At 38.1% G+C, this 22,000-nt stretch carries 22 protein-coding genes and 2 riboswitches; of the genes, 5 read left to right on the top strand and 17 right to left on the bottom strand.

What is annotated here, in order from left to right:
* Positions 1 to 16: 16 nt before the first annotated feature.
* From eat to thiT, 5 genes are all read right to left on the bottom strand, one after another.
* A complete protein-coding gene (eat, locus tag ACLHDF_RS22080; RefSeq protein ID WP_413920754.1) occupies positions 17 to 1,366 on the bottom strand; it encodes an ethanolamine permease in 1,350 nt (449 codons plus the stop codon).
* A gap of 21 nt (positions 1,367 to 1,387) precedes the next feature.
* The gene (eutC, locus tag ACLHDF_RS22075; protein WP_413920753.1) at positions 1,388 to 2,101 is read right to left on the bottom strand and encodes an ethanolamine ammonia-lyase subunit EutC; all 714 of its coding nucleotides are present in this window, start codon (positions 2,099 to 2,101) and stop codon (positions 1,388 to 1,390) included.
* A 14-nt stretch (positions 2,102 to 2,115) separates the two neighbouring features.
* Positions 2,116 to 3,486: an ethanolamine ammonia-lyase subunit EutB gene (gene eutB / locus ACLHDF_RS22070; protein ID WP_413920752.1), complete on the bottom strand. Its 1,371-nt coding sequence runs from the start codon at positions 3,484 to 3,486 to the stop codon at positions 2,116 to 2,118.
* 26 nt (positions 3,487 to 3,512) lie between these two features.
* Complete coding sequence (locus ACLHDF_RS22065) at positions 3,513 to 4,931, bottom strand: ethanolamine ammonia-lyase reactivating factor EutA (RefSeq protein ID WP_413920751.1); 1,419 nt, start codon at positions 4,929 to 4,931, stop codon at positions 3,513 to 3,515.
* Between the two features lie 157 nt (positions 4,932 to 5,088).
* Complete coding sequence (gene thiT, locus ACLHDF_RS22060) at positions 5,089 to 5,694, bottom strand: energy-coupled thiamine transporter ThiT (RefSeq protein ID WP_049817120.1); 606 nt, start codon at positions 5,692 to 5,694, stop codon at positions 5,089 to 5,091.
* 32 nt (positions 5,695 to 5,726) lie between these two features.
* A riboswitch (TPP riboswitch) is annotated at positions 5,727 to 5,827 on the bottom strand.
* A gap of 174 nt (positions 5,828 to 6,001) precedes the next feature.
* Positions 6,002 to 6,186: riboswitch (Lysine riboswitch) on the top strand.
* 102 nt (positions 6,187 to 6,288) lie between these two features.
* On the opposite strand from thiT, the gene ACLHDF_RS22055 reads away from it, so the two are divergent.
* Complete coding sequence (locus ACLHDF_RS22055) at positions 6,289 to 7,728, top strand: amino acid permease (RefSeq protein WP_413920750.1); 1,440 nt, start codon at positions 6,289 to 6,291, stop codon at positions 7,726 to 7,728.
* A 510-nt stretch (positions 7,729 to 8,238) separates the two neighbouring features.
* Here ACLHDF_RS22055 and ACLHDF_RS22050 read toward each other — a convergent pair.
* The 4 genes from ACLHDF_RS22050 to ACLHDF_RS22035 form a co-directional block, all read right to left on the bottom strand.
* A complete protein-coding gene (locus ACLHDF_RS22050; protein WP_413920749.1) occupies positions 8,239 to 8,730 on the bottom strand; it encodes an N-acetyltransferase family protein in 492 nt (163 codons plus the stop codon).
* 90 nt (positions 8,731 to 8,820) lie between these two features.
* Positions 8,821 to 9,408 carry a cysteine hydrolase family protein gene (locus ACLHDF_RS22045; RefSeq protein WP_413920862.1) on the bottom strand — a complete coding sequence of 196 codons (588 nt, stop codon included), beginning with the start codon at positions 9,406 to 9,408 and terminating at the stop codon, positions 8,821 to 8,823.
* 21 nt (positions 9,409 to 9,429) lie between these two features.
* On the bottom strand, positions 9,430 to 9,561 hold the full coding sequence (locus ACLHDF_RS22040; RefSeq protein ID WP_413920861.1) for a hypothetical protein: 132 nt from the start codon (positions 9,559 to 9,561) through the stop codon (positions 9,430 to 9,432).
* Between the two features lie 150 nt (positions 9,562 to 9,711).
* Positions 9,712 to 10,479: a YqcI/YcgG family protein gene (locus tag ACLHDF_RS22035; RefSeq protein ID WP_413920748.1), complete on the bottom strand. Its 768-nt coding sequence runs from the start codon at positions 10,477 to 10,479 to the stop codon at positions 9,712 to 9,714.
* Positions 10,480 to 10,627: 148 nt separating this feature from the next.
* Here ACLHDF_RS22035 and ACLHDF_RS22030 point away from each other — a divergent pair, with 148 nt between their 5' ends.
* Complete coding sequence (locus ACLHDF_RS22030) at positions 10,628 to 11,020, top strand: LysE family transporter (protein WP_413920747.1); 393 nt, start codon at positions 10,628 to 10,630, stop codon at positions 11,018 to 11,020.
* A 204-nt stretch (positions 11,021 to 11,224) separates the two neighbouring features.
* On the opposite strand, the gene ACLHDF_RS22025 is transcribed toward ACLHDF_RS22030, so the two are convergent.
* From ACLHDF_RS22025 to ACLHDF_RS22010, 4 genes are all read right to left on the bottom strand, one after another.
* Positions 11,225 to 12,043 (bottom strand): alpha/beta fold hydrolase, encoded by an 819-nt coding sequence (locus tag ACLHDF_RS22025; protein ID WP_413920746.1) that lies wholly within the window; start codon positions 12,041 to 12,043, stop codon positions 11,225 to 11,227.
* A 219-nt stretch (positions 12,044 to 12,262) separates the two neighbouring features.
* A complete protein-coding gene (gene parC / locus ACLHDF_RS22020; RefSeq protein WP_413920745.1) occupies positions 12,263 to 14,689 on the bottom strand; it encodes a DNA topoisomerase IV subunit A in 2,427 nt (808 codons plus the stop codon).
* Entirely contained in the window at positions 14,686 to 16,662 is a 1,977-nt protein-coding gene (parE, locus tag ACLHDF_RS22015) for a DNA topoisomerase IV subunit B (protein ID WP_413920744.1), read from the bottom strand. Before parE ends, parC begins: the two co-directional genes overlap by 4 nt.
* A gap of 332 nt (positions 16,663 to 16,994) precedes the next feature.
* Positions 16,995 to 17,408, bottom strand: a complete 414-nt coding sequence (locus tag ACLHDF_RS22010; protein WP_413920743.1) for a CoA-binding protein — start codon at positions 17,406 to 17,408, stop codon at positions 16,995 to 16,997.
* 205 nt (positions 17,409 to 17,613) lie between these two features.
* On the opposite strand from ACLHDF_RS22010, the gene plsY reads away from it, so the two are divergent.
* Together plsY and ACLHDF_RS22000 are read left to right on the top strand one after the other, a co-directional pair.
* Entirely contained in the window at positions 17,614 to 18,207 is a 594-nt protein-coding gene (plsY, locus tag ACLHDF_RS22005; RefSeq protein ID WP_074680976.1) for a glycerol-3-phosphate 1-O-acyltransferase PlsY, read from the top strand.
* A gap of 373 nt (positions 18,208 to 18,580) precedes the next feature.
* The gene (locus ACLHDF_RS22000; protein ID WP_061859795.1) at positions 18,581 to 18,871 is read left to right on the top strand and encodes a HesB/YadR/YfhF family protein; all 291 of its coding nucleotides are present in this window, start codon (positions 18,581 to 18,583) and stop codon (positions 18,869 to 18,871) included.
* A gap of 42 nt (positions 18,872 to 18,913) precedes the next feature.
* On the opposite strand, the gene ACLHDF_RS21995 is transcribed toward ACLHDF_RS22000, so the two are convergent.
* The 4 genes from ACLHDF_RS21995 to tlp form a co-directional block, all read right to left on the bottom strand.
* Complete coding sequence (locus ACLHDF_RS21995; RefSeq protein WP_413920742.1) at positions 18,914 to 19,336, bottom strand: acyl-CoA thioesterase; 423 nt, start codon at positions 19,334 to 19,336, stop codon at positions 18,914 to 18,916.
* 78 nt (positions 19,337 to 19,414) lie between these two features.
* Positions 19,415 to 20,326, bottom strand: coding sequence for a phospholipase D-like domain-containing protein (locus tag ACLHDF_RS21990; protein ID WP_413920741.1), 912 nt, complete (start codon positions 20,324 to 20,326; stop codon positions 19,415 to 19,417).
* Complete coding sequence (locus ACLHDF_RS21985) at positions 20,304 to 20,846, bottom strand: hypothetical protein (RefSeq protein WP_413920740.1); 543 nt, start codon at positions 20,844 to 20,846, stop codon at positions 20,304 to 20,306. The genes ACLHDF_RS21990 and ACLHDF_RS21985 overlap by 23 nt, the downstream gene beginning before the upstream one ends.
* A gap of 112 nt (positions 20,847 to 20,958) precedes the next feature.
* Complete coding sequence (tlp, locus tag ACLHDF_RS21980; protein ID WP_413920739.1) at positions 20,959 to 21,201, bottom strand: small acid-soluble spore protein Tlp; 243 nt, start codon at positions 21,199 to 21,201, stop codon at positions 20,959 to 20,961.
* Between the two features lie 172 nt (positions 21,202 to 21,373).
* Between tlp and ACLHDF_RS21975 the strand changes: the two genes are divergently transcribed.
* Entirely contained in the window at positions 21,374 to 21,985 is a 612-nt protein-coding gene (locus tag ACLHDF_RS21975) for a hypothetical protein (protein ID WP_413920738.1), read from the top strand.
* Positions 21,986 to 22,000: the final 15 nt, after the last annotated feature.

Here is a 22,000-nt window from a genome sequence, read left to right as displayed (position 1 = left end):
GCGCCGTTTTTTTTTCTTATTTAATAGATGCTTCCTGATATGAATTAGCTGCCTCTTTTTTAAGCTGTCTAGAACCATAAAAGACATAGTAAATAATTGAAAGAAGGAAAATTGCAAGAATCACATAAATTAAAGGTAGAGAAACACCAAACAGCATTAAATTTGTTGTAAGAACACTGTATTTTATGATGCTGTATAAGCATAGAATCCCTAATGCTAAGGCAATGCTTGGCACTGCCGGGTAATTCACTTTAAAAGGACGAGACAGGTTAGGTTCTTTCTTGCGTAAAATAAAGAGAGAAACTAAACTGATACAGTACATCATCATTGCTCCGAATACGGATAAGATAATAAGTGCATTCGCAAACGTTGCAGATCCTGCACAAATCACACCGATTGCTCCCGGAATCAACAAACCGCCGACAGGAACTCCTTTTTTATTCGTTTTAGCAAGAAATTTAGGAAAGTAACCGTCTCGTGCAAGTGCGTAGGTTTGTCTTGAAAAACCCATGATGATTCCATTTAAACTAGCAATCAATCCGAATAATCCAATAATGGCAACAACCGTTGAAATGCCGTTTCCATATACAGAAGACAGTGCTTGCGGAAGTGGATAATCGGCTAGCTTTCCGCTTCCCCCGCCAAGTCCTGCTGTTACAAATAGCGTAAATAACGTTGCGGTTGCGAGAGTAATAATGGCTCCAATAAACCCTTTAGGGATATTTTCCTTAGGGTTTTCTACTTCTTCCGCTGCCATTGCCCCGCCTTCTATTGCTAGATAAAACCAAACAGCGAATGGAATAGCTGCCAATACTCCTGTTGGACCACTAATGAATGAATGATCATTAAAAATATTCGATGTTTGTACATGAGGCAAACCAGCTACATAAAAAATAGATAAACCAATTAGTGCAACAATGGTAGCTGTAAGCTCAATCACTGCTACTTCTTTCACCCCGATTAAATTTAATAAAATAAAGAAAATAAAGGCGCCTACCGTTGCATATACAGGGTTAACGGCTGGAATAAGAAAGTGTAGGTATGCTCCTGTTGATACCGCAATAGCAGGAGGAGCAAAAATAAATTCAAGCAGACATGCGATTCCTGCGATATATCCGCCAAAAGGTCCAAGTGCTCTTCTTGCATAAGCTGAAGGTCCGCCGGCTTGCGGGATAGATGTTGAAAGCTCTGCATAACTGAACATAAACGTCGTATAAAACACGGTCACAATCAAGGTTGCGATTGCCAGCCCAATAATCCCGCCTTGTTCAAACCCGTAATTCCACCCAAAGTATTGTCCTGAAATAACCATGCCGACTGAAATAGCCCATAAATGAATAGGTTTTAATTGTTTTTGTAACGCCATATCTTCTCCTCCTTTTGATGTTTAGACAATAAGATGTACACCGCTTGTTTGCTGCTTGATCATTTTGTCCATCATGGTACCGATATGTGCGGCTGCCTCAATAGGAGGTGTACCTCTTCTATGAATATTAGAAATGACCATACGATCAGACTCTTTTTTGCCTTTATTAGGTTCATAGCACATGTAAGCACTCATTGATTCGGCACTGACCAGTCCAGGTCGCTCTCCAATCAATAACACAAGTGCTTTTGGCTTTAGGATCTCGCCAATTTCATCCATACATGCAACTCGCCCTCCCTTTATAAAAAATGAAGTTCCAATACGAAGTCCATATGACTGCAGAGAGTCAATTAAAGCAGGATATACGTCGCTTAGGTTTTCTTCGATTGCCTTGGCGCTCAGTCCATCTGATACCACTACTTGTACATCAGGCTGCTGTACGCAGTTTTTAAAAATTTCTTTCTTAGCGCTACCTGCTAATAATCTTCCTTGATCCGGCCGTTTTAAATAATGTTCTTTTGACTCAACGCATGTATTCACAGAGAAAAGGTTAAACTCAGATAAAATATCTTGTGACACTGCTCCGTATACAGAGTCTACGGCTGCAGCATGATCTGTACGAAAAGATAACACATCTTTTGTTAGCGGCCTCGTTCCCGTACGACCAACACCAATGCGGGCAGGGGTAAATTGTTTGAGTGTTTCAAGCGGGTCGTGATTTGACTTTGGTATCATAGTAAGCACCTTCCTTAAATCAAATTCATAAAAATAGTTGGATCTCCAGCTCTTGATGTAAAACATCCGTTTTCCGTAATGCGCTGATCATCAAGCCACTTTTGAAATAAAGGAGTTGGAGTGCGGCCAAGCACTTGACGTACCGTTGCGATATCATGATAACTAAGAGACTGGTAGTTTAGCATGCAGTCATCAGCCATAGGCACTCCTATTACAAAGTTCACTCCAGCTGTTCCTAAAAGCATACTTAAATTATCCATGTCATTTTGATCAGCATCCATGTGGTTGGTGTAACATACATCTACTCCCATAGGCAGACCGTGCATTTTGCCCATAAAATGATCTTCTAACCCAGCTCGTAGGACTTGTTTGCTATTGTATAAATATTCAGGTCCGATAAATCCGACAACCGTGTTAACTAAGAAAGGCTTGTAGTGACGAGCTAACCCGTAGCATCTAGCTTCGAGCGTCACTTGATCAATATTATAGTGAGCTTCTGCTGACAGTTCAGAACCTTGTCCGGTTTCAAAATACCAGCGGTTTGGACCTTTTGCGGTACCTTTTTCATGAATTAACGCTGTAGCTTCATTGAGCATAGATAGTGAAATTCCAAATGAGTCATTACCGGCTTCTGTGCCTGCTAAGCTTTGAAAAATTAAGTCAGCGGATGCCCCTTTTTCGATTGCTCTCATTTGACTCGTTACATGTGATAATACACAGTTTTGAGTAGGGATTGACCATTCATTGATCATATCTTTTGTTTCATTTAAAAGCGCGTAGATATTATCCGTTGTGTCAATAACAGGGTTAATTCCGATAACCGCATCCCCAATTCCATAGCTTAACGCTTCGTATAAGGATGCTCTCATTCCTTTTAAGTTATCTGAAGGGTGATTAGGCTGGGCTCTTGAAGCCAATACTCCTTTTTGGCCGATAGTCGTTTGACAAGTCGTTTGCACTTCTATTTTGGCAGATCCTTGAATTAAGTCTAAATTGGACATAATTTTAGTAGCCGCTGCAATCATTTCGCTGCTTAATCCTTTGCTAAGTGCAAGAAGATCTTCTCCGCTATGCTGATCAGATAAAATGTATTCTCTCAAATCCCCTACTGTCCAATTTTTAATAATATCGTAAACCGATGAATCAATCTGACTTTCGATTAAGGCCGAGATGTTGTCTTCATCTGCGCTGAGCAGCGGGTAATTTCGAATATCAGCGAGCGTAATATTCGCTAAGACTTGTTTGGCTGCCATTCGTTCCTTCATGGACTCAGCACTAATTCCTGCTAGCTGATCTCCAGAACGTTCTTCGTTTGCTTTGGCCATGATTTCTTTTAAGCTATAAAACGAAAATGTTTCCCCTAATAATCGTGTAGTTTTAAACATCGTTTCCTCCTTGTATATGTAGTTGATTACGATGAAAAAGCGAGTGTTTTAACAGAAACAGAGATCGCTTCTCCCGCTACTGGTAACCCGAGGTCGATATAATCTCCGTGTGTAAAATCAATTTGATCTAAACAAATAATTTCTAATTCTTTCTTCTGTTTAGCTAGTGCTTGTCCTAAAGCTTTTGCAATATCTTGCTCACATAGAACAACGAGGCACTTAGCTCCTTTAAAACAAGTAATAAATTCAGCGCTTATTGTTTTGGCTAATTCTTGAAGCATCTTATAGCTGCAGTAAGGAAAATGAGACAAAGCAATAGCTGCGGGAGGATCTTCTGCGCTAAAAATAGTTGAAGCATGCATACATGCCGTTCGAGCTCTTTTTTGAAACAGCTGTGGATTCCATTCTTCCTCTTGCTGTACGGGTACCTCTATAATCGGAATATTTTTCAGCGGTAGCCGTTTAGATCTAATGTATACGGTTGATCCGCTAACTTCTGTATTTTGCATGCCCGCACCAATGACAGTAGCGCGCGTTGTTTCAGCAGCTTGAGATACGTGTATGGATTGAAAGTGATGCGCTAGCAGCGGACCGATGTCTCCGTGTATGGAAACTTCCGTCACTGTTTTTGGCTTTTGTTTCTTCATCATTGCCCCTACTCCTCCTGAAATCATGATTGTTTCTGGTTGGATAGAAGATCTTGTATGAGGGGTAATGAGCAGCGAAGAGGTTTCTTTAAGCGCTCTTACATAAATCAGGGTTTCTTCAGCGAGTAATTGACAGATAGATGAAAGCTGTTCAAATGTAGTTTTTTCGCCTTCTCGTAGCCTTAAGTGATTATTTTTTAAAAATTCAGTTAAATAAGGCGAAACGTAGGTTACAAAACCTTCTGAATTCAGACGAATTAACCTTCCACCCACATGCAGTGTAAACGTTTCTATCACTTTTCCGTTCTGACATAAAGCGATGTTAGCAGTGCCTCCTCCTACATCAATATTGGCAATTACTTGATTCGTTTCAGCAGAACGTTCGATTGCTCCCGACCCTTTTGCTGCTAATATCCCTTCTAAGTCAGCACCAGCTGTTGCGACAACAAAGTCTCCAGCATGTTCGGCTAGATAGTGAACAATACTTTCTGCATTTTGCTTCCGAGCAGTTTCTCCTGTGATGATGACAGCACCCGCCTCTACTTGTTCCAAGGAGATTCCTGCTTTCTTATACTCTTTTTCTAGTAGTACCGTTAATCGTTGAACATCAATTTCAACATCGTTTAGCATAGGTGTGGTATAGATAGAACTTGCATACGTTACGTGACGATCAATAATTTGACAGCCTGGCAGCATAAACTGATTTTGTTGATTTGCTATTAACAGTTTGCTTACAATCAGTTTTGTTGTGCTTGTTCCAATATCTAAACCTATGCTCGTTATCCATTTCTGTAGCATGCTATCAATTCCTTATCTCGTTTGAATATGGTGACTATCATAAAACAATTTTTTGAATATTTCACTAACTATGTGATCAAATCTGACACACTTTTGTGTAAACAAAGATGACAAATGACAAAAAAAGACTAAATCTACCAAGATTTAGTCTTTTTTGTTAGGAGTGCGATTTAGTTACAATCATTCTTGATGCGGAGGGAATTAACAGTGAAAGAATGATTAGGCAGGCTATTAATGATCCTACCATTGAAATACCGTTCATTGAAAAAGAATACCATAGAGCGGACATTCCCTTTGGCGCATATGATCCCCAGAAAATAATACCAGCAATAAAGTGCCAGAAGTAACGCGCGAAGCTACCGATAATAAGGGATAAAACAATTAAAACAAAAGCTTTTGATCTGTTATTGTTAGCTAAATTTGTTTTAATAGATTGTGAAAAAACACCTCCAAAACCTATAAAAGCAAAAGCAACAATATATTCAATAAATGTTTGCAGCGCTGTTAAAATGTAAGCCGTTCCTGTTGCCAACTGCAAAAGTCCCCATAATAGACCAGATAGAGCCCCGCCTTTTACTCCCCAGCGAAAGCACATAATAAAAATAGGAACCATGGAGAACGAAATACTAACAGCTGTTGCAATCTTAATTGAAGGCAAAAGATCAAGAAGAAGTGCTAATGCTGCAAAAATAGCTATTTCAATTTTAGCTTGTAAAGGTAATGCTTTATTCACGTTTCTCACTCCTGTTTTTGAATCATTCATATCAAACGGTTTACACAGGAGTAAGCAAATATATGCTACTATTCCCACATTCCTACGCTAGCGTTAACTAACAGGTTCTAAGGGTCTGAACAATTTGTTCACTCTCAGCACGGCGGCTCCCCCTGTGGTACGTTCGGATATTTATGTATTATTAAGACAACATTTATTATACCATACGTTACAAAATAGATTCGAGAGATTTCAAAGATGTTTCTATTTTCTGAATCTATTTTTTATAATGACAACCGTTTTAGTATTTGATATACTTCTTTTATGTCAATTGAATATAAAAAACCCTCATCCTAATCGATGAGGTAGAGGTCGCAGTTTTTAATAGTAAAGTAACGGAAATGCAGAGAACATTGAGGATGTTGCTTGAAAGGAAAAATTGCCGAAGTTTAGATCACTTCTCGGTTGATTTAAGCTGGGGCTGTCTCCGAACAGGAACAGAACTGTCACATCATGCGAGTGATGTGAAGAGCTATCTTCACGGAAGGTTGACGCGGTTTTCAGGTTAAAAAGCGCGCACATATACTGCGGGCTTTTTTTATGTTATCCCGTCTCTTTCCGTCCATTCGAAAGGAGTATTTATCTATGCAAGAACAGCAAGAATTAAAACGTGGGTTGAAATCTCGCCACTTAACGATGATTTCATTAGGAGGAGCCATTGGAACCGGCTTATTCTTAGCAAGTGGTGGAGCAATTCATACAGCAGGACCTGGGGGAGCACTTTTAGCCTACGCTATTATTGGCGTAATGGTTTACTTTTTGATGACTAGCCTTGCAGAGCTCGCAGCTTATATGCCTGAAGCTGGTTCATTTAGTACGTATGCGTCTCGTTTTGTAGATCCATCCTTTGGTTTCGCTCTCGGCTGGAACTACTGGTATAACTGGGCTATTACGATTGCAGCTGAATTGTCCGCTGGAGCCCTTATTATGAAATTTTGGTTCCCGAACTCTTCTTCTATTTTATGGAGTGCCCTCTTTTTATTAATTATGTTTGGGCTTAATTACCTTTCTGTAAAAGGATTTGGCGAATCAGAATTTTGGTTTTCTTTAATTAAAGTAGTAACGGTTATCATCTTTTTAGTTATTGGTATTATGATGATTTTTGGTATCTTTAACAATGAAGCACCAGGTTTTAAAAACTTCACGCTTGGTGATGGACCGATTCACGGTGGATTCTTTACTGTACTAGGTATTTTCATGGCCGCTGGTTTTTCATTCCAAGGAACAGAATTGCTTGGAGTCGCAGCTGGAGAAAGTGAAGATCCCGAAAAAACGGTTCCTCGCGCAGTTAAACAAGTCTTCTGGCGCATCTTGTTATTTTATATTTTAGCTATTTTTGTTATTGGAATGCTTATTCCCTACACAGCTGATTCATTAGCAAGTGATGATGTACGAGTAAGTCCGTTTACTCTAATATTCGAACGAGCGGGTCTGGCGTTTGCAGCATCAGCTATTAATGCCGTTATTTTAACAGCTGTTTTATCTGCTGGTAACTCAGGTATGTATGCTTCTACGCGTATGCTGTGGAACTTAGCCAAGGATGGAAAAGCACCAAGGTTCTTAGCGAAAGTTAATAAACGAGGCGTTCCGGTTAATGCTTTAATCGTAACGGCACTTGTCGGTACACTTGCATTTGCTGCTTCATTCTTTGGTGACGGAGCAGTATACACATGGTTACTAAACGCTTCTGGTATGTCTGGTTTTATTGCTTGGTTAGGAATTGCAATCAGCCACTATCGTTTTAGAAGAGCATTTGTTGCTCAAGGTCATGATTTGAGTGAACTTCCATACCATGCGAAACTTTTCCCGTTTGGTCCTATCTTCGCCTTTATTTTATGTGCCATTGTTATTTTAGGCCAAAACTATTCGGCGTTTATGGGCGACTCGATTGACTGGTACGGTGTGCTTGTTTCTTATATTGGACTTCCTTTATTCTTAATTGTTTGGTTAGGATATAAATGGACGAAAAAGTCGAAACTTATCCCGTTAAAAGAATGTCAAGTAACAGTGAAAAAATACGAATAAAAAAAGCTCTCTATTCAAAAGAATAGAGAGCTTTTTTTATGTGAGTTAATCAGTAAAATGAAGAGATATATAGGCGGGTTGGTTTTTCATAACTAGCATATAACCTTTGAGGAGGCGATTATGGTAATCAGCAGCTTCTATATAGTAAATACGATGAATTAACCTTCTTAAATGGGTTACAAAAGATAGAAGTTGATGATTAGGAATGGTTTGGATGTAGTGTATAATTTCTTGTTTGGTGTGAAGGCCTGAATGGGTACGTTCTAACAGGTGAAAAAGTGGATCAGCTGTTATAGTATAGATAGTTCAGAATTGTGTTTGATTCTATTCAGTTGAATGTGAAGTTCTTTTTTAGACCATCTTTTCGGAACAGCTTTTAGTTGTTGATATTGAAAATGTGTATTCATGATAACTAGCACCTTTCTTATTAAAATAATAAAGTGACTTATTATTTTAATAACCTTTACACATGAAACTAAAACGTTGCAATGTGTAAAGGTATCATACATCTTATAAAATCAGCTGATAAAAAAGAACATCTTGCCACTGATCAAATTTCCAGCCTACTTCTTTAAATTCTCCGCAAAACGTAAAATTAAATTGCTCATGCATTTTGATGCTGATATCATTTCCTTTTGTAATCCCTGAAATGACAACATGATGGTTGAGTTCTTTGGCCAATTCCAAAATGCGTTTCATAAGCTGTTTTCCAATGCCATGCCCTTGTTGATTTTTATCAATATAAATCGATAGCTCTACTGTTTGAATGTACGCTTCTTTATCTCGATACGATGAAAGCGAAGCATAGCCTGCTACTACCCCATCTATTTCCGCAACAATAAGTGGAAACAGTTCATTGCTAGTATGGTTATTAAACCAGCCTCTTCTTTGTTCTACTGTTACAGGCGTTAAGTCAAAAGTAGCAGTACTCGTTTGAACGGACTGATTATAAATTTCAACAAGCATAGGTAAATCTTCTTCTTTAGCATAACGAATAATCATATGTACAAGCTCCTTATAGTATAGAATTATCTTTATTTTACTTCTTTTAAGAAACATAATCTACATAAAAAACCGATGTGCGCATGCACATCAGCCATTGTTTTGAGCATATTGAAAAGTTTGAAGGACTTGGAGAGTCTCTTTTGTAGAAACGACTGTTGCAAATTCTCCGTGCAAAGAAGACAACGCGAATGTATGTACATCTTCTGCAAGAAGCTTTGTTTTTCCATCGTAGGAAATACAGTCAAAGCAAGCCGTTGCATCGTTCACAACATACGTCCTATATCCTAGATTCCCAGCCATGCGGGCAGTCGTAGAGACGCAGTGATTAGTTGTTAGTCCTATTAAAATGAGCGTATCATAGCCATTTGCTTTTAAATAGCTATCTAGCTCTGTGCCAATGAAACAGCTGTTCACATGTTTGCGAATTAAGTATTCATCTTCTTGTGGACCAAATCCTTCTTTGAACTGAAACCCCTTCGAACTTGGGTGTAAAGGAGAATCTGGATTTTCTGATGCATGCTGAACGTGAATGACAGGATAGTCTTGGCGCCTCCACGCTTGCAGTAGCGTCAACATATGTTTTTCTGCATCTAGATTGTTTCTTTTCCCCCACTCAGGTGAATAAAAGCCTTCTTGTACATCGATAAGTAGCAACACTGGCCGGGCACGTAGCATAAGCATCATCTTCTTTCATCTTTATTTTAAAATAGAAATAACATATGTGCATCCATCAGGGCCGGCTTTTGAAGAATGAACGGTTTGTTTCGATAAATGTATCCGATCTCCTGCCTGACATAGAACCGTAGCACGTTCAATTGTAAAGTAAATAGACCCTTCAAGTATATGAAGAATTTCATCAGTTGGATGCGTATGAGTCGGGTGTGTTTGAAAAGCAATATCGTGCTGGACTTCAACGTATCCTGTATACGTCGGAAGCAGCTCCTTAATTACTTCTTCAAACTTTCCGCCAACTCCTTTTTAATAGAGGCTTTTTTTACGTCCATGTTGCTCACTCCTTTTTAATTTAAACGGACACTGTACGGTAGTATGGTTATTATCATCATGTAAAAAATATTGCTTCCACTCTCGGTTTTCTTGCTGCCCATACCATCTTAACTCAGGGTGAGCTGAGACGTCATCATATGTTTCTAACCGAACGCGGACAGCCCTTTGTATATGCTGCCCCACTTTTGAGCTCCCTGTCATACCTTCAAACACCCACCGAGGCTGAAAGGTAATCATAAACCCTCTGCTTTTACGGCTTTTACGTAAAGAATGAGCAGGTGTACTACAGACGACAAAAATAGGTTCTCCGTGAAAGCAAAATTCCCACAATGCATCTTTTGGGTCTTTTGGAATATCTTGTGGCCATTCCTTTTGGTCAATTTGATGAAGAAACGTCAGCGTATCCCAAAACATCGTTTCATACTCTTCCATTGAACGTTCTTTATGTTCAGGCTTAAAGAATAACACAAAGGATGTATATCGACCTATGGTCTTAAACGTATCTATGTATTCTCTAAGGGCCGCTGCTGTATGCCTAATATCTTGATAGTTATAAGGAGTCGTCATAAATGAAAAGCGCAGTAAATCTCTTTTAAATCCTTCTACCCCTAATATACAAGGAAATAGATTTTCTTCTGATAATATATTGCTTTTGAAATATTGAAAAGCATCTTTTACCCAAAATGGGACATGCGTTGACTCTAAAACCTCATCGGCTCGAAAAAGCATTTTTGATGCCATTAAAACCCTCCTTACGGAACTCAACGTTACATGTGTATTAAAGAAAAGAAAGTTTATGAGCATTTTTGACTAAATGTTGCTTCTAAATGATAAAATTCTAATCGATATATAAGTTACTATTGAACAAGTTAGAAAGGAGGCTGTGCTTGTGGAGTGGTTTTTGATTGCTATAAAACAAATAATTCTCGTTATTAGTCTCGCAGCACCGGTAGGTTCCATTAATATAGAGAAGATTAAAAGAGGTCTGACAAAAGGATTTTGGGCTTCTTGGCTAGTTGGTTTAGGAGGCATGACGGCTGATATCTTATTTATGCGCCTCATTTTAATAGGATTAACGCCTTTTGTTCAGATGCAGACTGTTACTGTTGCCTTGTATGCAACTGGTTTTGTTATGCTCGCATTTGTTGGCATTCAAAGCATGAAACAAGCTGTCTCTCGCTCCTTTCCAGTAGGTGTAAATAAATCTTCTGCTAAAAGAGGCAAGTCGTTTTTTACAAGTTTCTTCATTGCTCTTATGAACCCTTTAAATATTGTGTTTTAGTTTGACGTATTTGGGATAAGCTTAAGCGAAAGCCTTCAAAGTCAAACGTGGCTATCTGTCTTTTATCATAGCTTCTTTACTTTTTTGAAGATCATATTATAAGAAAATTTATCACGTCTAAGCTTCTTCGCTTCATTACGTTAGGTACCGGCTTTTTGCTTTTTCTATTTGGGTGACAATTTGGTTTTAAATGGGTATCCTTACTTAATAGACTGAGCTTTTAGCAATAAGTTTAATAAGAGTGTCATTTACTTTCTCACGTTCATCATAAAAAAGGCCGTGGCCACTATTTTCAAATGGAATAAGTGAAGAAAATGAAATATGGCGATTCATTACTTTTGCAAGATCAAATGGACAAATTTGATCTTTTTTTCCGTGTAGTATATATGTCTCCGCGAAAATTTGACTCAAATCTTCCCGTAAGTCTTCATCTCGTAAGGACACCGCAGTTTTAATTGTCCCATGGCCAGATGCTTCTAACCCTAAATCTTGAAACCATCCTCTAAAAGCTGAGCTGATAGGCTGATTAAAAAACTTTTTCCCAAAGTCTTCAAGCATGTTAGGACGGTCTCTATACGCATTATGGATAATTGTATTTACTTCCTCAGCAGGAAGTCCATATGGAAAATCCGCTTTTTGAATAAAACTTGGAGCCGCTGCCCCCAATAAAATTAACTTTTTTACGCCATATCCTAAATGTCTGCTCATATATCGAATGGCAATGGCTCCCCCCATAGAAAAGCCTACTAGCGTATAATTTTTAAGCCCCAGTCTTTCTACTAACATGCGAATATCATCTGCTAATTGATTGTAAGAATAGCCAGTGAAAGGCGCATCTGATTTTCCAAATCCGCGAAGATCAGGAGCGATACATCGAATACCGCAGGCCGGCAACGTTGTAAATTGGTATTCATACATTTTAGCGTTAACAGGCCACCCATGAAGGAAAAGAACGGGTTCTCCTTTTCCAATATCCCTAACAAAAAGTTTAGTCTTAGGAGTTACGTGAATAAAATAGCTCATATATGACACCTCCTAGATGTTCGTTTATATATATGTCTAGGACAATTTGAACATTCAAAAGTTTCTTAGAGGCTTGGAGGCTTGGGTAGGAACACTATGATGTTTATATGGGATAAAGTGTAGAAATTTATTTTTATATTGTTTATTTAGAACATAGTTTATTTTAATAATATTTGGCAAAAAAAGTAGTAAAGCTTTTAAAGCTTTACTACTTTTTTGTTATTTTTCTTCCAGCCACACATCAACTAAATTGCCGGCTTCGCTTTGGTCTAATACGAATGAACCGTTGCTGTATCGGTCGCTAGCTCGCATTGAACCGGGATCAACCTGCTCGATTTGACCTTTAGATGATTCCACTATCATGTAATGTTCTTTAGAGATTATTTTTACTTTTGCAATTTGATGCGGATTAGATTTTAGTTCTCGGACCATCACTAGCCCTCGTTTTGCTCGTGCTGATTCTTCAAACTCAGTAACTTTTGTCTTTTTCACAGCTCCTCGCTGCGTAGCGATAAACAATTCAGTTGATAGAGCTTCTTCTTCATCAAAGATAACGCCGCTTACAACATAGTCATCGTCTTTTAAGTTAATTCCTTTCACACCAGAGGCGCGAGTTCCTACAATATTGATTTCTTCTTCCGGGAAACGCAGTCCATAGCCAGAGCGAGTGGCAATAAACACTTGTTTTTTACCATCCGTTTGATATACATCGACTACTTCATCATTGCCTTTTAAATTAACGGCAACAAGAGCTTTAGAGTAGCGCTGTGCTTTATATTGAAGTAATTCTGATTTTTTGACCATACCATTTTTCGTAAAGAAAAGCAGGTACTGATTTTCTTTGAATTCTTTTACCGGTATCGCTCTTACAATTTGCTCTTCTTTATCAATTGGAACAATGTTCATGATATGCTGCCCCATGTCTTTCCACCTGATATCAGGAAGTTCGTGCACCGGCATATACAAATAGTTGCCTTTGTTTGTGAAAATAAGCAGCGTTTCGGTTGTATTAATTTCATACTTAGCTAAGATTCGGTCCGTATCTTTCATACCGAAATCTTGCCCATTAGAAGCGGCGTAAGAACGAAGGCTTGTTCGTTTTACGTATCCGTCTTTTGTGACTGTCACCATCACTTCTTCAGATGGAACCATTACCTCTAAATTAATCTTAATTTCTTCGATTTCCGCTTCGATTTTTGAACGGCGTTCTGTACTATATTGCTTTTTCACACGGCGTAATTCTTTTTTGATTACACTAAAAAGTTTTTTCTCGCTATGTAAGATGTCTTCTAACTCGCTAATTTTAGCACCTAGCTCTTCAGCTTCTGCTTGTAGAGCCGTAATATCTGTGTTTGTTAAACGGTATAATTGAAGCGACACAATCGCTTCTGCTTGAGGTTCTGTAAATTCATATTTGGCAATTAAATTATTTTTAGCATCGCGCTTATCTTTAGAAGCTCTAATAGTAGCAATAACTTCATCTAAAATCGACAGTGCTTTAATTAACCCTGCTACAATATGCTCACGTTCACGTGCTTTTTGCAGTTCGTATTTAGAACGGTTGGTTACCACTTCTTTTTGATGATCAATATAAGCATCAAGAATACTAGCCAAACTCATAAGCTTTGGTCGCTTTTTAGCGATAGCAACCATGTTAAAATTATACGGCACTTGCAGGTCCGTATTTTTGTAAAGAAAGTGAAGTACTCCTTGAGCATTTGCGTCTTTTTTCAGTTCTACTACAATGCGCAGACCGGTACGATCTGTTTCATCGCGAACTTCGGCAATACCTTCCACTTTTTTATCTAAACGAAGCTCATCCATTTTCTTAACAAGGTTAGCTTTGTTTACTTCAAACGGGATTTCCGTAATAACAATCTGTTGTTTTCCCCCGCGAATGGACTCCACTTCCGTTTTTCCGCGAATAATAATTTTTCCTTTACCTGTCTCGTAGGCTTTCTTAATTCCGTCTGCACCTTGAATGATGCCTCCCGTAGGAAAATCCGGACCTTGAATAGCCGTCATTAACTCTTCAATTGTACACGTTGGTTTATCAATTCGCATGATCGTTGCGTCGATTACTTCACCTAAATGATGAGGAGGAAGTTCTGTAGCATAACCAGCTGAAATACCCGTTGATCCATTCACTAGCAAATTAGGAAACATAGCCGGTAACACGGTTGGTTCGCTGCTTGTATCATCGAAGTTAGGCACAAACTCAACCGTTTGTTTGTCGATATCTCGTAGAAGTTCTGCAGCAATCGATGAAAGGCGAGCTTCTGTATAACGCATTGCTGCTGGGGGATCTCCATCAATACTTCCATTGTTTCCGTGCATTTCGATTAATACATTTCTAACTTTCCATTCTTGACTCATTCGAACCATAGCATCATATACAGATGAATCGCCATGAGGGTGGTAATTACCAATTACGTTCCCTACCGTTTTGGCTGACTTGCGAAAACCTTTTTCTGTTGTATTTCCATCTACGTGCATTGCGTATAAAATACGGCGCTGAACGGGTTTTAACCCGTCTCTTGCATCCGGCAGTGCACGCTCTTGAATAATATATTTACTGTATCGACCAAAACGGTCGCCTAGTACATCCTCAAGAGGTAAATCTAAAAAGCGTTCTGTTTGTGTCATTGTACATCCTCCTCTGCGACCGTTAATACATTTTCGTTATCTAAAATGTTTGGATCTTCTTCCAATCCAAACGCTACGTTGCTTTCAATCCATTTTCTACGAGGCTCTACTTTATCGCCCATCAAAGTGGTCACACGACGATCAGCGCGAGCAGCATCATCAATACGAACACGAATTAACGTACGCGTCTCTGGGTTCATTGTTGTTTCCCAAAGCTGATCTGCGTTCATTTCACCGAGACCTTTATAGCGTTGAATCATATAGCCTCTTCCTACCTTATCAATAGCACCTTGCAATTCTTCGTCACTCCATGAATATTCAACTACTTCTTTTTTACCTGAACCTTTACTTACTTTGTAGAGTGGAGGAAGAGCAATAAATACTTTTCCTGCTTCCACAAGCGGTTTCATATAGCGATAGAAAAACGTTAGCAGAAGGACTTGAATATGAGCACCATCCGTATCGGCATCGGTCATAATGACAATTTTATCGTAGTTAATATCATCAATTGTAAAATCTGCGCCTACTCCTCCGCCTATTGCGTGGATGATCGTACTAATTTCTTCGTTTTTAAAAATATCTTGAAGCTTGGCTTTTTCAGTATTGATAACTTTCCCTCGCAGTGGCAGCACTGCTTGAAAGCGGCGATCTCTTCCTTGTTTTGCTGAACCTCCGGCAGAATCCCCTTCGACTAAGTACAGTTCGTTTCGCTGAGGATTTCTCGATTGCGCAGGTGTTAACTTTCCGCTTAGAACGGTTTCTTGACGCTTGCGTTTCTTCCCGTTTCTTGCGTCTTCCCTTGCCTTTCGTGCTGCTTCACGCGCTTGAGCAGCTTTGATTGCTTTTTTTACAAGAAGAGAGCTTACGTCCGGATTTTCTTCTAAAAAATAGGCAAGTTTTTCAGAAATGACTCCATCTACGGACGAACGAGCTTCACTTGTACCCAACTTTCCTTTTGTTTGTCCTTCAAACTGAAGCAACTCTTCAGGTATCCTAACAGAAACGATGGCTCCTAAACCTTCTCGGATATCGGTTCCTTCTAAGTTTTTATCTTTTTCTTTTAATAGGTTTACTTTACGGGCATATTCGTTAAATGCACGCGTCATAGCGCTTTTTGCGCCGGATTCATGCGTTCCTCCATCTTTAGTACGAACATTATTAACAAATGATAAAATCGTTTCAGAATAACCATCATTAAATTGAAACGCAAATTCAACTTCAATATTGTGCTGAATTCCTTCAAAAAAGACGACTGGATGAAGTGAATCTTTTTCTTCATTTAAGTATGAAACGAAGGCTTGAATACCTGTTTCATAATGAAAGATATCGTGACGATCATGTCTTTTATCGATTAATTCTATTTTGAATCCTTTTAACAGAAATGCCGATTCACGCAGTCGTTCGCAAAGCGTATCATAATTGTACACGGTTGTTGAAAAAATCGTGGCATCAGGCTTGAAGTGAATCGTTGTTCCTGTTTTTTTCGTTTTCCCTATTTTCTCTAGCGTTGTAACCGGCTTTCCTCCATTTTCAAAGCGCTGTTCGTAAATAAATCCATCTCTGTGGATGGTAACGGTCAACCATTCAGATAGCGCATTTACAACAGATGCACCTACTCCATGTAAGCCTCCACTCGTTTTATATCCACCCTGTCCAAATTTACCTCCTGCATGCAAGACGGTTAAAATAACTTCAGGCGTTGGTTTCCCTAGTTTATGCATGCCCGTTGGCATACCTCGACCTTTATCTTGTACAGAAATTGAATTATCTTTGTGAATGGTTACAATAATTTCTTCTCCGTAGCCTGCTAATGCTTCATCGACAGAGTTGTCGACGATTTCATATACTAAATGATGCAGACCTCGTGTATCCGTACTTCCAATATACATACCAGGACGTTTACGAACGGCATCTAATCCTTCTAGTACTTGAATTGCATCTTCATTATAATTAAATTGTTGTTTCCGAGCCATTCATACTACCCCTTTCATCACAACGAACATTACTACATTATGTATGAAACACAAACACTTGCGTTTCTTGTCTAAGAATAAATGATCATGTATCCTATCTTGAATTTTATAGTGTTCGCATCAACAGAACGTATGTTTCTATTTTTGCGTACTTACAAGATTTTAGCACAAATTTCCGTATTATAAAAGCAATATCTTGTGTATTCATGGATTATAAGCATTATAAAGTTAGCTGCCTAACGTCTATTGTAGCGGAAACTCGCTTACTATTTCAACGCATGGTGAAACCCATGCAAGCAGTGTGCATGGGTTGGCTGTTCGGCGTATAGGTCTTACTTTGTTAAAGCATGCTCGACTTTTATACAACGATCCATAACTACAGTATACCCTTTTTTAGCGAGCAGGTCATATGCTTCTTCATTAATTAGACCAGATTGTGCCCAAAACACGTCTGCATCTACTTGTAAAAACTCTTCTGCAACTTCAAGCAAATGCTCAGAACGACGGAATACGTTAACTATATCAATATGACCTTCAATTTCTTTTAATGAAGATACGGCTTTCATCCCAAGCGCTGAATCGATTGTTGGGTTCACCGGAATAATCTCATAACCTTGCTGCTGCATGGCTTCTGAAACCATATAAGACGTTCGATGAGGGTTATCTGATAAACCTACTACAGCAATGCGCTTGCTTTTTTTCAATATTTTACCAAGCTCTTGACGGGAAGGAATTTTAATGGACATGTTTATTACCTCTCTTACCTATATAATGTGTACTGAACAACATTCGCGATTTACAGTTGATTTCCTGCATATAGTACCCGTTTTCTCTATTTTTGTAAACGTCTTCTTTTGTAAAAATAATTGTCTCTCACCGAAAACTAGCTATGTTTTTTTAAGTATCTCATGGTAAAATAGAAACGATATAGAAATAAAGGAGCTTTCAAACATGAATTATTTATTACCTATTCTTGCCTATATCTTGGGCTCTATTCCTTTTGGACTAGTTGTTGGAAAACTAGGATACGGCATCGATATACGAGAGCATGGAAGCGGCAACTTAGGCGGTACCAACTCATTTCGTACATTGGGCGTAAAAGCCGGAATTATCGTTACGCTTGGAGACATTCTAAAAGGAACCCTAGCAGCTTCTTTACCGCTTTTATTTGATACGAATCAAAACATTCTCTTCATTGGTTTATTTGCTGTCATTGGTCATATCTTTCCTATCTTCGCAAAATTTAAAGGCGGAAAAGCTGTTGCCACATCCGCTGGAGTGATTTTATGTTATGAACCTCTTTTATTTGTTTTCGTGTTATTATGTTTTTTTATCTGCTTATACATAACGAAGTATGTATCACTATCATCCATGGTTACTGGAGTATTAACATTTATCTACACTCTATTTAAACAAGACTACATGCTCATTATGATTATTGGTTTAATTGTAGCGTTTGTCATTTACAGACACAGAGCGAACATTACTCGAATTCTTAACAAAACAGAACCGAAAGTCACATTTTTATCAGGTAAAAAGAAATAAGAGAATCTTCCTCTTATTTCTTTTTTCAAACAGTTATGTAAGCGAATACATTCCTTATTTATTAGTTATACTGATACTAAAATAAGGAGGTGAATAATATGAAGAAAAAATGCCCTATTTGCAAACGAAATAAGAAAATGGATTCACAGCTAGAAGGAAGCCGCTACTGCGTTCACTGCTGGGAAACCATCGGGAAACAATATGATTTCAAATGAAAAAATGAAACGATTTAATATAGAAATGAAGCATTCGCCTCTATATTAAATCGTTTTATTTTATCTTATTCCTTCCTAGCTGAATTCGTATATATTGGTAATTTATCTGGCTTTCTACTATAATAAATGTATCCGCAGTATTGGAAGGAGCATAATTAATGAAATTAACAGTAACAGAAGAAGCAGCTACGTGGTACAAAGATGAAATGATGCTAGAAGGAAACGAAACAATTCGCTTTTTTGTTCGCTACGGCGGATGCAGCAATGTTCAAAAAGGTTTTTCTTTAGGTGTAAACACAGATTCTCCTAAAAACGTTGGCGTTGAAACAAAAGTGGACGGTTTAACATTCTTCGTAGAAGATGAAGACCTTTGGTACTTTGATGGTCATGATTTGACTGTAAATTATAATGAAGAGACAAAAGAACCTGACTTTCATTACGAAGCGTAAGAATAAAAAGCATCGATTTATCGATGCTTTTTATTCTTACGCTTAATTCTTCTTTTTAGCATCTTCATAGGCTTTATGCCATTCCGGATAGTTACGGCGAATAGAAATAGGCTTAAAGTTTTCTTTTTTTACACATACGTGTGACGATGTTCCTGTTAAAGCAAGTTCTTCATTTGAATTAAAAATTTCATAGCCATACACAACGCGTAGACCGTCATAGCTCTCAACCCAAGTATGTACTACAGCACTCTCGCCATAATGAAGCGGTTTTTTATACGACGCCTGTATATCAATAACTGGCGATAGCACACCGTCTCTTTCCATTTGTGCATAGCTAAAACCTAAATCACTGATAAACTGCGTTCGTCCTATTTCCATCCATACTAAATAGTTAGCATGATACACAACGCCCATCTGATCGGTTTCTGCGTAGCGCACTTCGATTTCTTTCCTCGATACTAGCATAATTCTACCTCCTCTTGCACTGTTCCTGTTTTATCTTACCATACAAGGAGAATATACTCCTACTGGTTTGGTTATTACTCAATATGTTGTAAGACTAAGTGCTTCTTGAATGCGATATACCAGTGTTTCCAGCCGCGTCATCTTATTTTCATACCTTTTATAAGGAAGTGTATATGTGTAGTCTTTATTTGTCCATAGGCGGTCAAAATAAGCGTTTAGTTCGGTCATGACCTTTTTGTTAGAAGATCCTGATACTTTAATATTCGTTTCTAAGTTCAAGTCATCTAAATTTCGTTTTGTGAAATTTGCTGCTCCTGCAATAATAGTTGCGCTTCTTTTGTTTCGAATAAATAAAGTTTTAGAATGATACTGCTCTTTTCCCGTATGATACCAGCGAATTTTAATATCTCCTTTGAATTTCTTTACAAGTTCTGCTGCTACTGGCCGATTAGGCAGTCCAAACTTTTTTCTTCCAAACGCATTTTCATTAGGCTCTAAAATTAACCGTACGTTTGCTCCTTGTTTAGAAGCTTTCAAAAGCGCCTTTACTACGTCTCGATCTCCAAGATAAAACATGCCAAGCCACACATCGTCACCTTCTTTAGCATGACGCAAGTCATTTAATACGTGTTTATAGATTTTCCCTTCTGTTAACAGCTGAACATAGAGGCTTCCCTTTTCTTTTTCTTTCTTTTTATATAGAGGTAGTCTTCCTCCGTAAGAAAAATCAGACACGGCTTGTTCGCTTTTTACAACATCTCCAATGATAGTTCCCTTTACTTCAAAGGCCATGTTGGAATTATAAAAACTTGCATCGTGAGGATTGGCAGAGGAGATAATAACGCTTTGATCTGTTGCTACTACTTTTCTGTGATTAGCTTTTGCATTTAACAACTTAAGATACGCACGAGCCGTCACGTTAGGCGCATTGGTTCCAAAAGGATTTGTTATCCATCCGGTTCCTTTTTCACCCATCCATCCACTGAACAAAAGTTCTCCATACTGCAGAATACAGTGGAATGGAGTCTCTGAGCTTAGATAAATTGGTTTGTACCACTTTGATTCCGTTTAGCCGCAGTGAATCTAACCACTTTGAATCATGTGAGCCGTACGTTGTATTTATTTCATCTGTAATAAAGATTATTTCGATATTAGGATGTTTTCGTTTTTTTTCAATTAGCTTACTTGCAAGCGTATCACTAAGATGAGGAAATGTTTCGCCTTCGTTATAGTAGCCATTAAATAGAAACATATCCATAATAATAAAAGCTTTTGCTTGATCAATCGCATTAGTAACTGCTTGAAAAATATGCTGTTCGGATACAGACGTCTGTTGATCTTGATACGTTAGATCTGATAAAAGAAATACACCTTCAACCTTGTGGGGATTACTTTCGTATGAAACTCCTTTAGGCAAGGGCTTATGCGTGTGATAAGCGCCCACAATAATCAAGACGATAAATAAACTGACCAAACTCCTTACTGCTTTCTTTTTTACGTGCTTTTTCACCTACGTAAACCTCTTTGCTAGTTTGTATTATTGTTCACCTTACTAAAAAAATATATAAAGAAAGCAGCTAAAACCATTTATTTTTAGCTGCTTATTGTTGCTGTTTTACGTATTAAATCGTACCTTCATAGCCATTTTGACGAGCTTCTGACTCATCTTTTATTTCGCTGCGCATTGCTTCAATGCTTACTTCACGATTGTGATTTTTTTGCTGAATACGCTGACGTTCTTCTTCAGTGCTATATGCAGCAGCTTCTTCTGCTTCTTCAATGTTTTTCATTGTATTTTGAACCATTGTTTGCAATTTTTCAACGTTGTCACTGCGATCATCTGGATTCGGTTTATTCCATGCCATTGTATCTTCCTCCTCAAAATAACTTTGTTACAATTGTAGTATGCCGGATTTGCTCATCTCTATAAGTGGAAAAAAATGATTTTAGTTTACATAATATAATTATGATAAATTTAAAAAATATATATAAAACATACATAATATGGTATTTTATACATACAAAGGAGGAATGACTATGACGAAACGAACGATAGCATTACTAAGCGTGTTCTGTATTGCAGTGCTGACCTTATTTTTTATGTCGCAAACCTCGTTGGCATCAAAATTGATGACAAATGCTTCTATCAAGCCTCATCATTACTCAAAACATGAAGAAAAAATGTTGGCTGTGACAAACGTAGACTACAAAAGCAATATAATTGCATACGATGTCAAATCCCCTAATAGCGCAAAAGAAGCTTACGTAAAAGCTACTTATTATGAAAATGGAAAAGCCAAACAACCTTTATTCTCAGGTGGGTTGACTATTTCAAAAGAGTTTGACCTGTTTGTTATTACATATAGAATTGATGACGATAACCAAAAAGTTATGTTTAATGTGGGAAACCCCGATACAAACCTAGGGATAGAAGCGGATAAGCACCAAAAAATGAACGGCTATTCCTTTACCGGATTAGAGAAAAACCAAACAGTCAAAATGGATAAAACATACCCAGTTGCTGCTTTATTTGGTGACGATGGCAGTGGCGCACGAGTTGCTCCGCTCTCAACCGATGATGGAGAAGTTATCAAAGAGCTTATTTCGAGCAATCCTTACGTTTATTTATTTACGGTAGAATTTAAATAATAAAAAGTCGCTGTA

Source organism: Priestia megaterium, assembly GCF_046599315.1.
GTDB classification, from domain to species: domain Bacteria; phylum Bacillota; class Bacilli; order Bacillales; family Bacillaceae_H; genus Priestia; species Priestia megaterium_F.
The sequence above is the reverse complement of the archived record's forward strand: the minus strand, read 5'-3'. Positions and strand labels throughout refer to the sequence as shown.

Coding starts and splice junctions, on each gene's coding strand:
- eat (WP_413920754.1), bottom strand. CDS start 1,366: ATGGCGTTACAAAAACAATTAAAACCTATTCATTTATGGGCTATTTCA.
- ACLHDF_RS22025 (WP_413920746.1), bottom strand. CDS start 12,043: ATGAGCTATTTTATTCACGTAACTCCTAAGACTAAACTTTTTGTTAGG.
- ACLHDF_RS22055 (WP_413920750.1), top strand. CDS start 6,289: ATGCAAGAACAGCAAGAATTAAAACGTGGGTTGAAATCTCGCCACTTA.
- plsY (WP_074680976.1), top strand. CDS start 17,614: ATGAATTATTTATTACCTATTCTTGCCTATATCTTGGGCTCTATTCCT.
- parC (WP_413920745.1), bottom strand. CDS start 14,689: ATGACACAAACAGAACGCTTTTTAGATTTACCTCTTGAGGATGTACTA.
- thiT (WP_049817120.1), bottom strand. CDS start 5,694: ATGAATGATTCAAAAACAGGAGTGAGAAACGTGAATAAAGCATTACCT.
- parE (WP_413920744.1), bottom strand. CDS start 16,662: ATGGCTCGGAAACAACAATTTAATTATAATGAAGATGCAATTCAAGTA.
- ACLHDF_RS22050 (WP_413920749.1), bottom strand. CDS start 8,730: ATGATTATTCGTTATGCTAAAGAAGAAGATTTACCTATGCTTGTTGAA.
- ACLHDF_RS22035 (WP_413920748.1), bottom strand. CDS start 10,479: ATGGCATCAAAAATGCTTTTTCGAGCCGATGAGGTTTTAGAGTCAACG.
- ACLHDF_RS22000 (WP_061859795.1), top strand. CDS start 18,581: ATGAAATTAACAGTAACAGAAGAAGCAGCTACGTGGTACAAAGATGAA.
- eutC (WP_413920753.1), bottom strand. CDS start 2,101: ATGATACCAAAGTCAAATCACGACCCGCTTGAAACACTCAAACAATTT.
- eutB (WP_413920752.1), bottom strand. CDS start 3,486: ATGTTTAAAACTACACGATTATTAGGGGAAACATTTTCGTTTTATAGC.
- ACLHDF_RS21975 (WP_413920738.1), top strand. CDS start 21,374: ATGACGAAACGAACGATAGCATTACTAAGCGTGTTCTGTATTGCAGTG.
- ACLHDF_RS21995 (WP_413920742.1), bottom strand. CDS start 19,336: ATGCTAGTATCGAGGAAAGAAATCGAAGTGCGCTACGCAGAAACCGAT.
- ACLHDF_RS22065 (WP_413920751.1), bottom strand. CDS start 4,931: ATGCTACAGAAATGGATAACGAGCATAGGTTTAGATATTGGAACAAGC.
- tlp (WP_413920739.1), bottom strand. CDS start 21,201: ATGGCATGGAATAAACCGAATCCAGATGATCGCAGTGACAACGTTGAA.
- ACLHDF_RS22010 (WP_413920743.1), bottom strand. CDS start 17,408: ATGTCCATTAAAATTCCTTCCCGTCAAGAGCTTGGTAAAATATTGAAA.
- ACLHDF_RS22045 (WP_413920862.1), bottom strand. CDS start 9,408: ATGCTACGTGCCCGGCCAGTGTTGCTACTTATCGATGTACAAGAAGGC.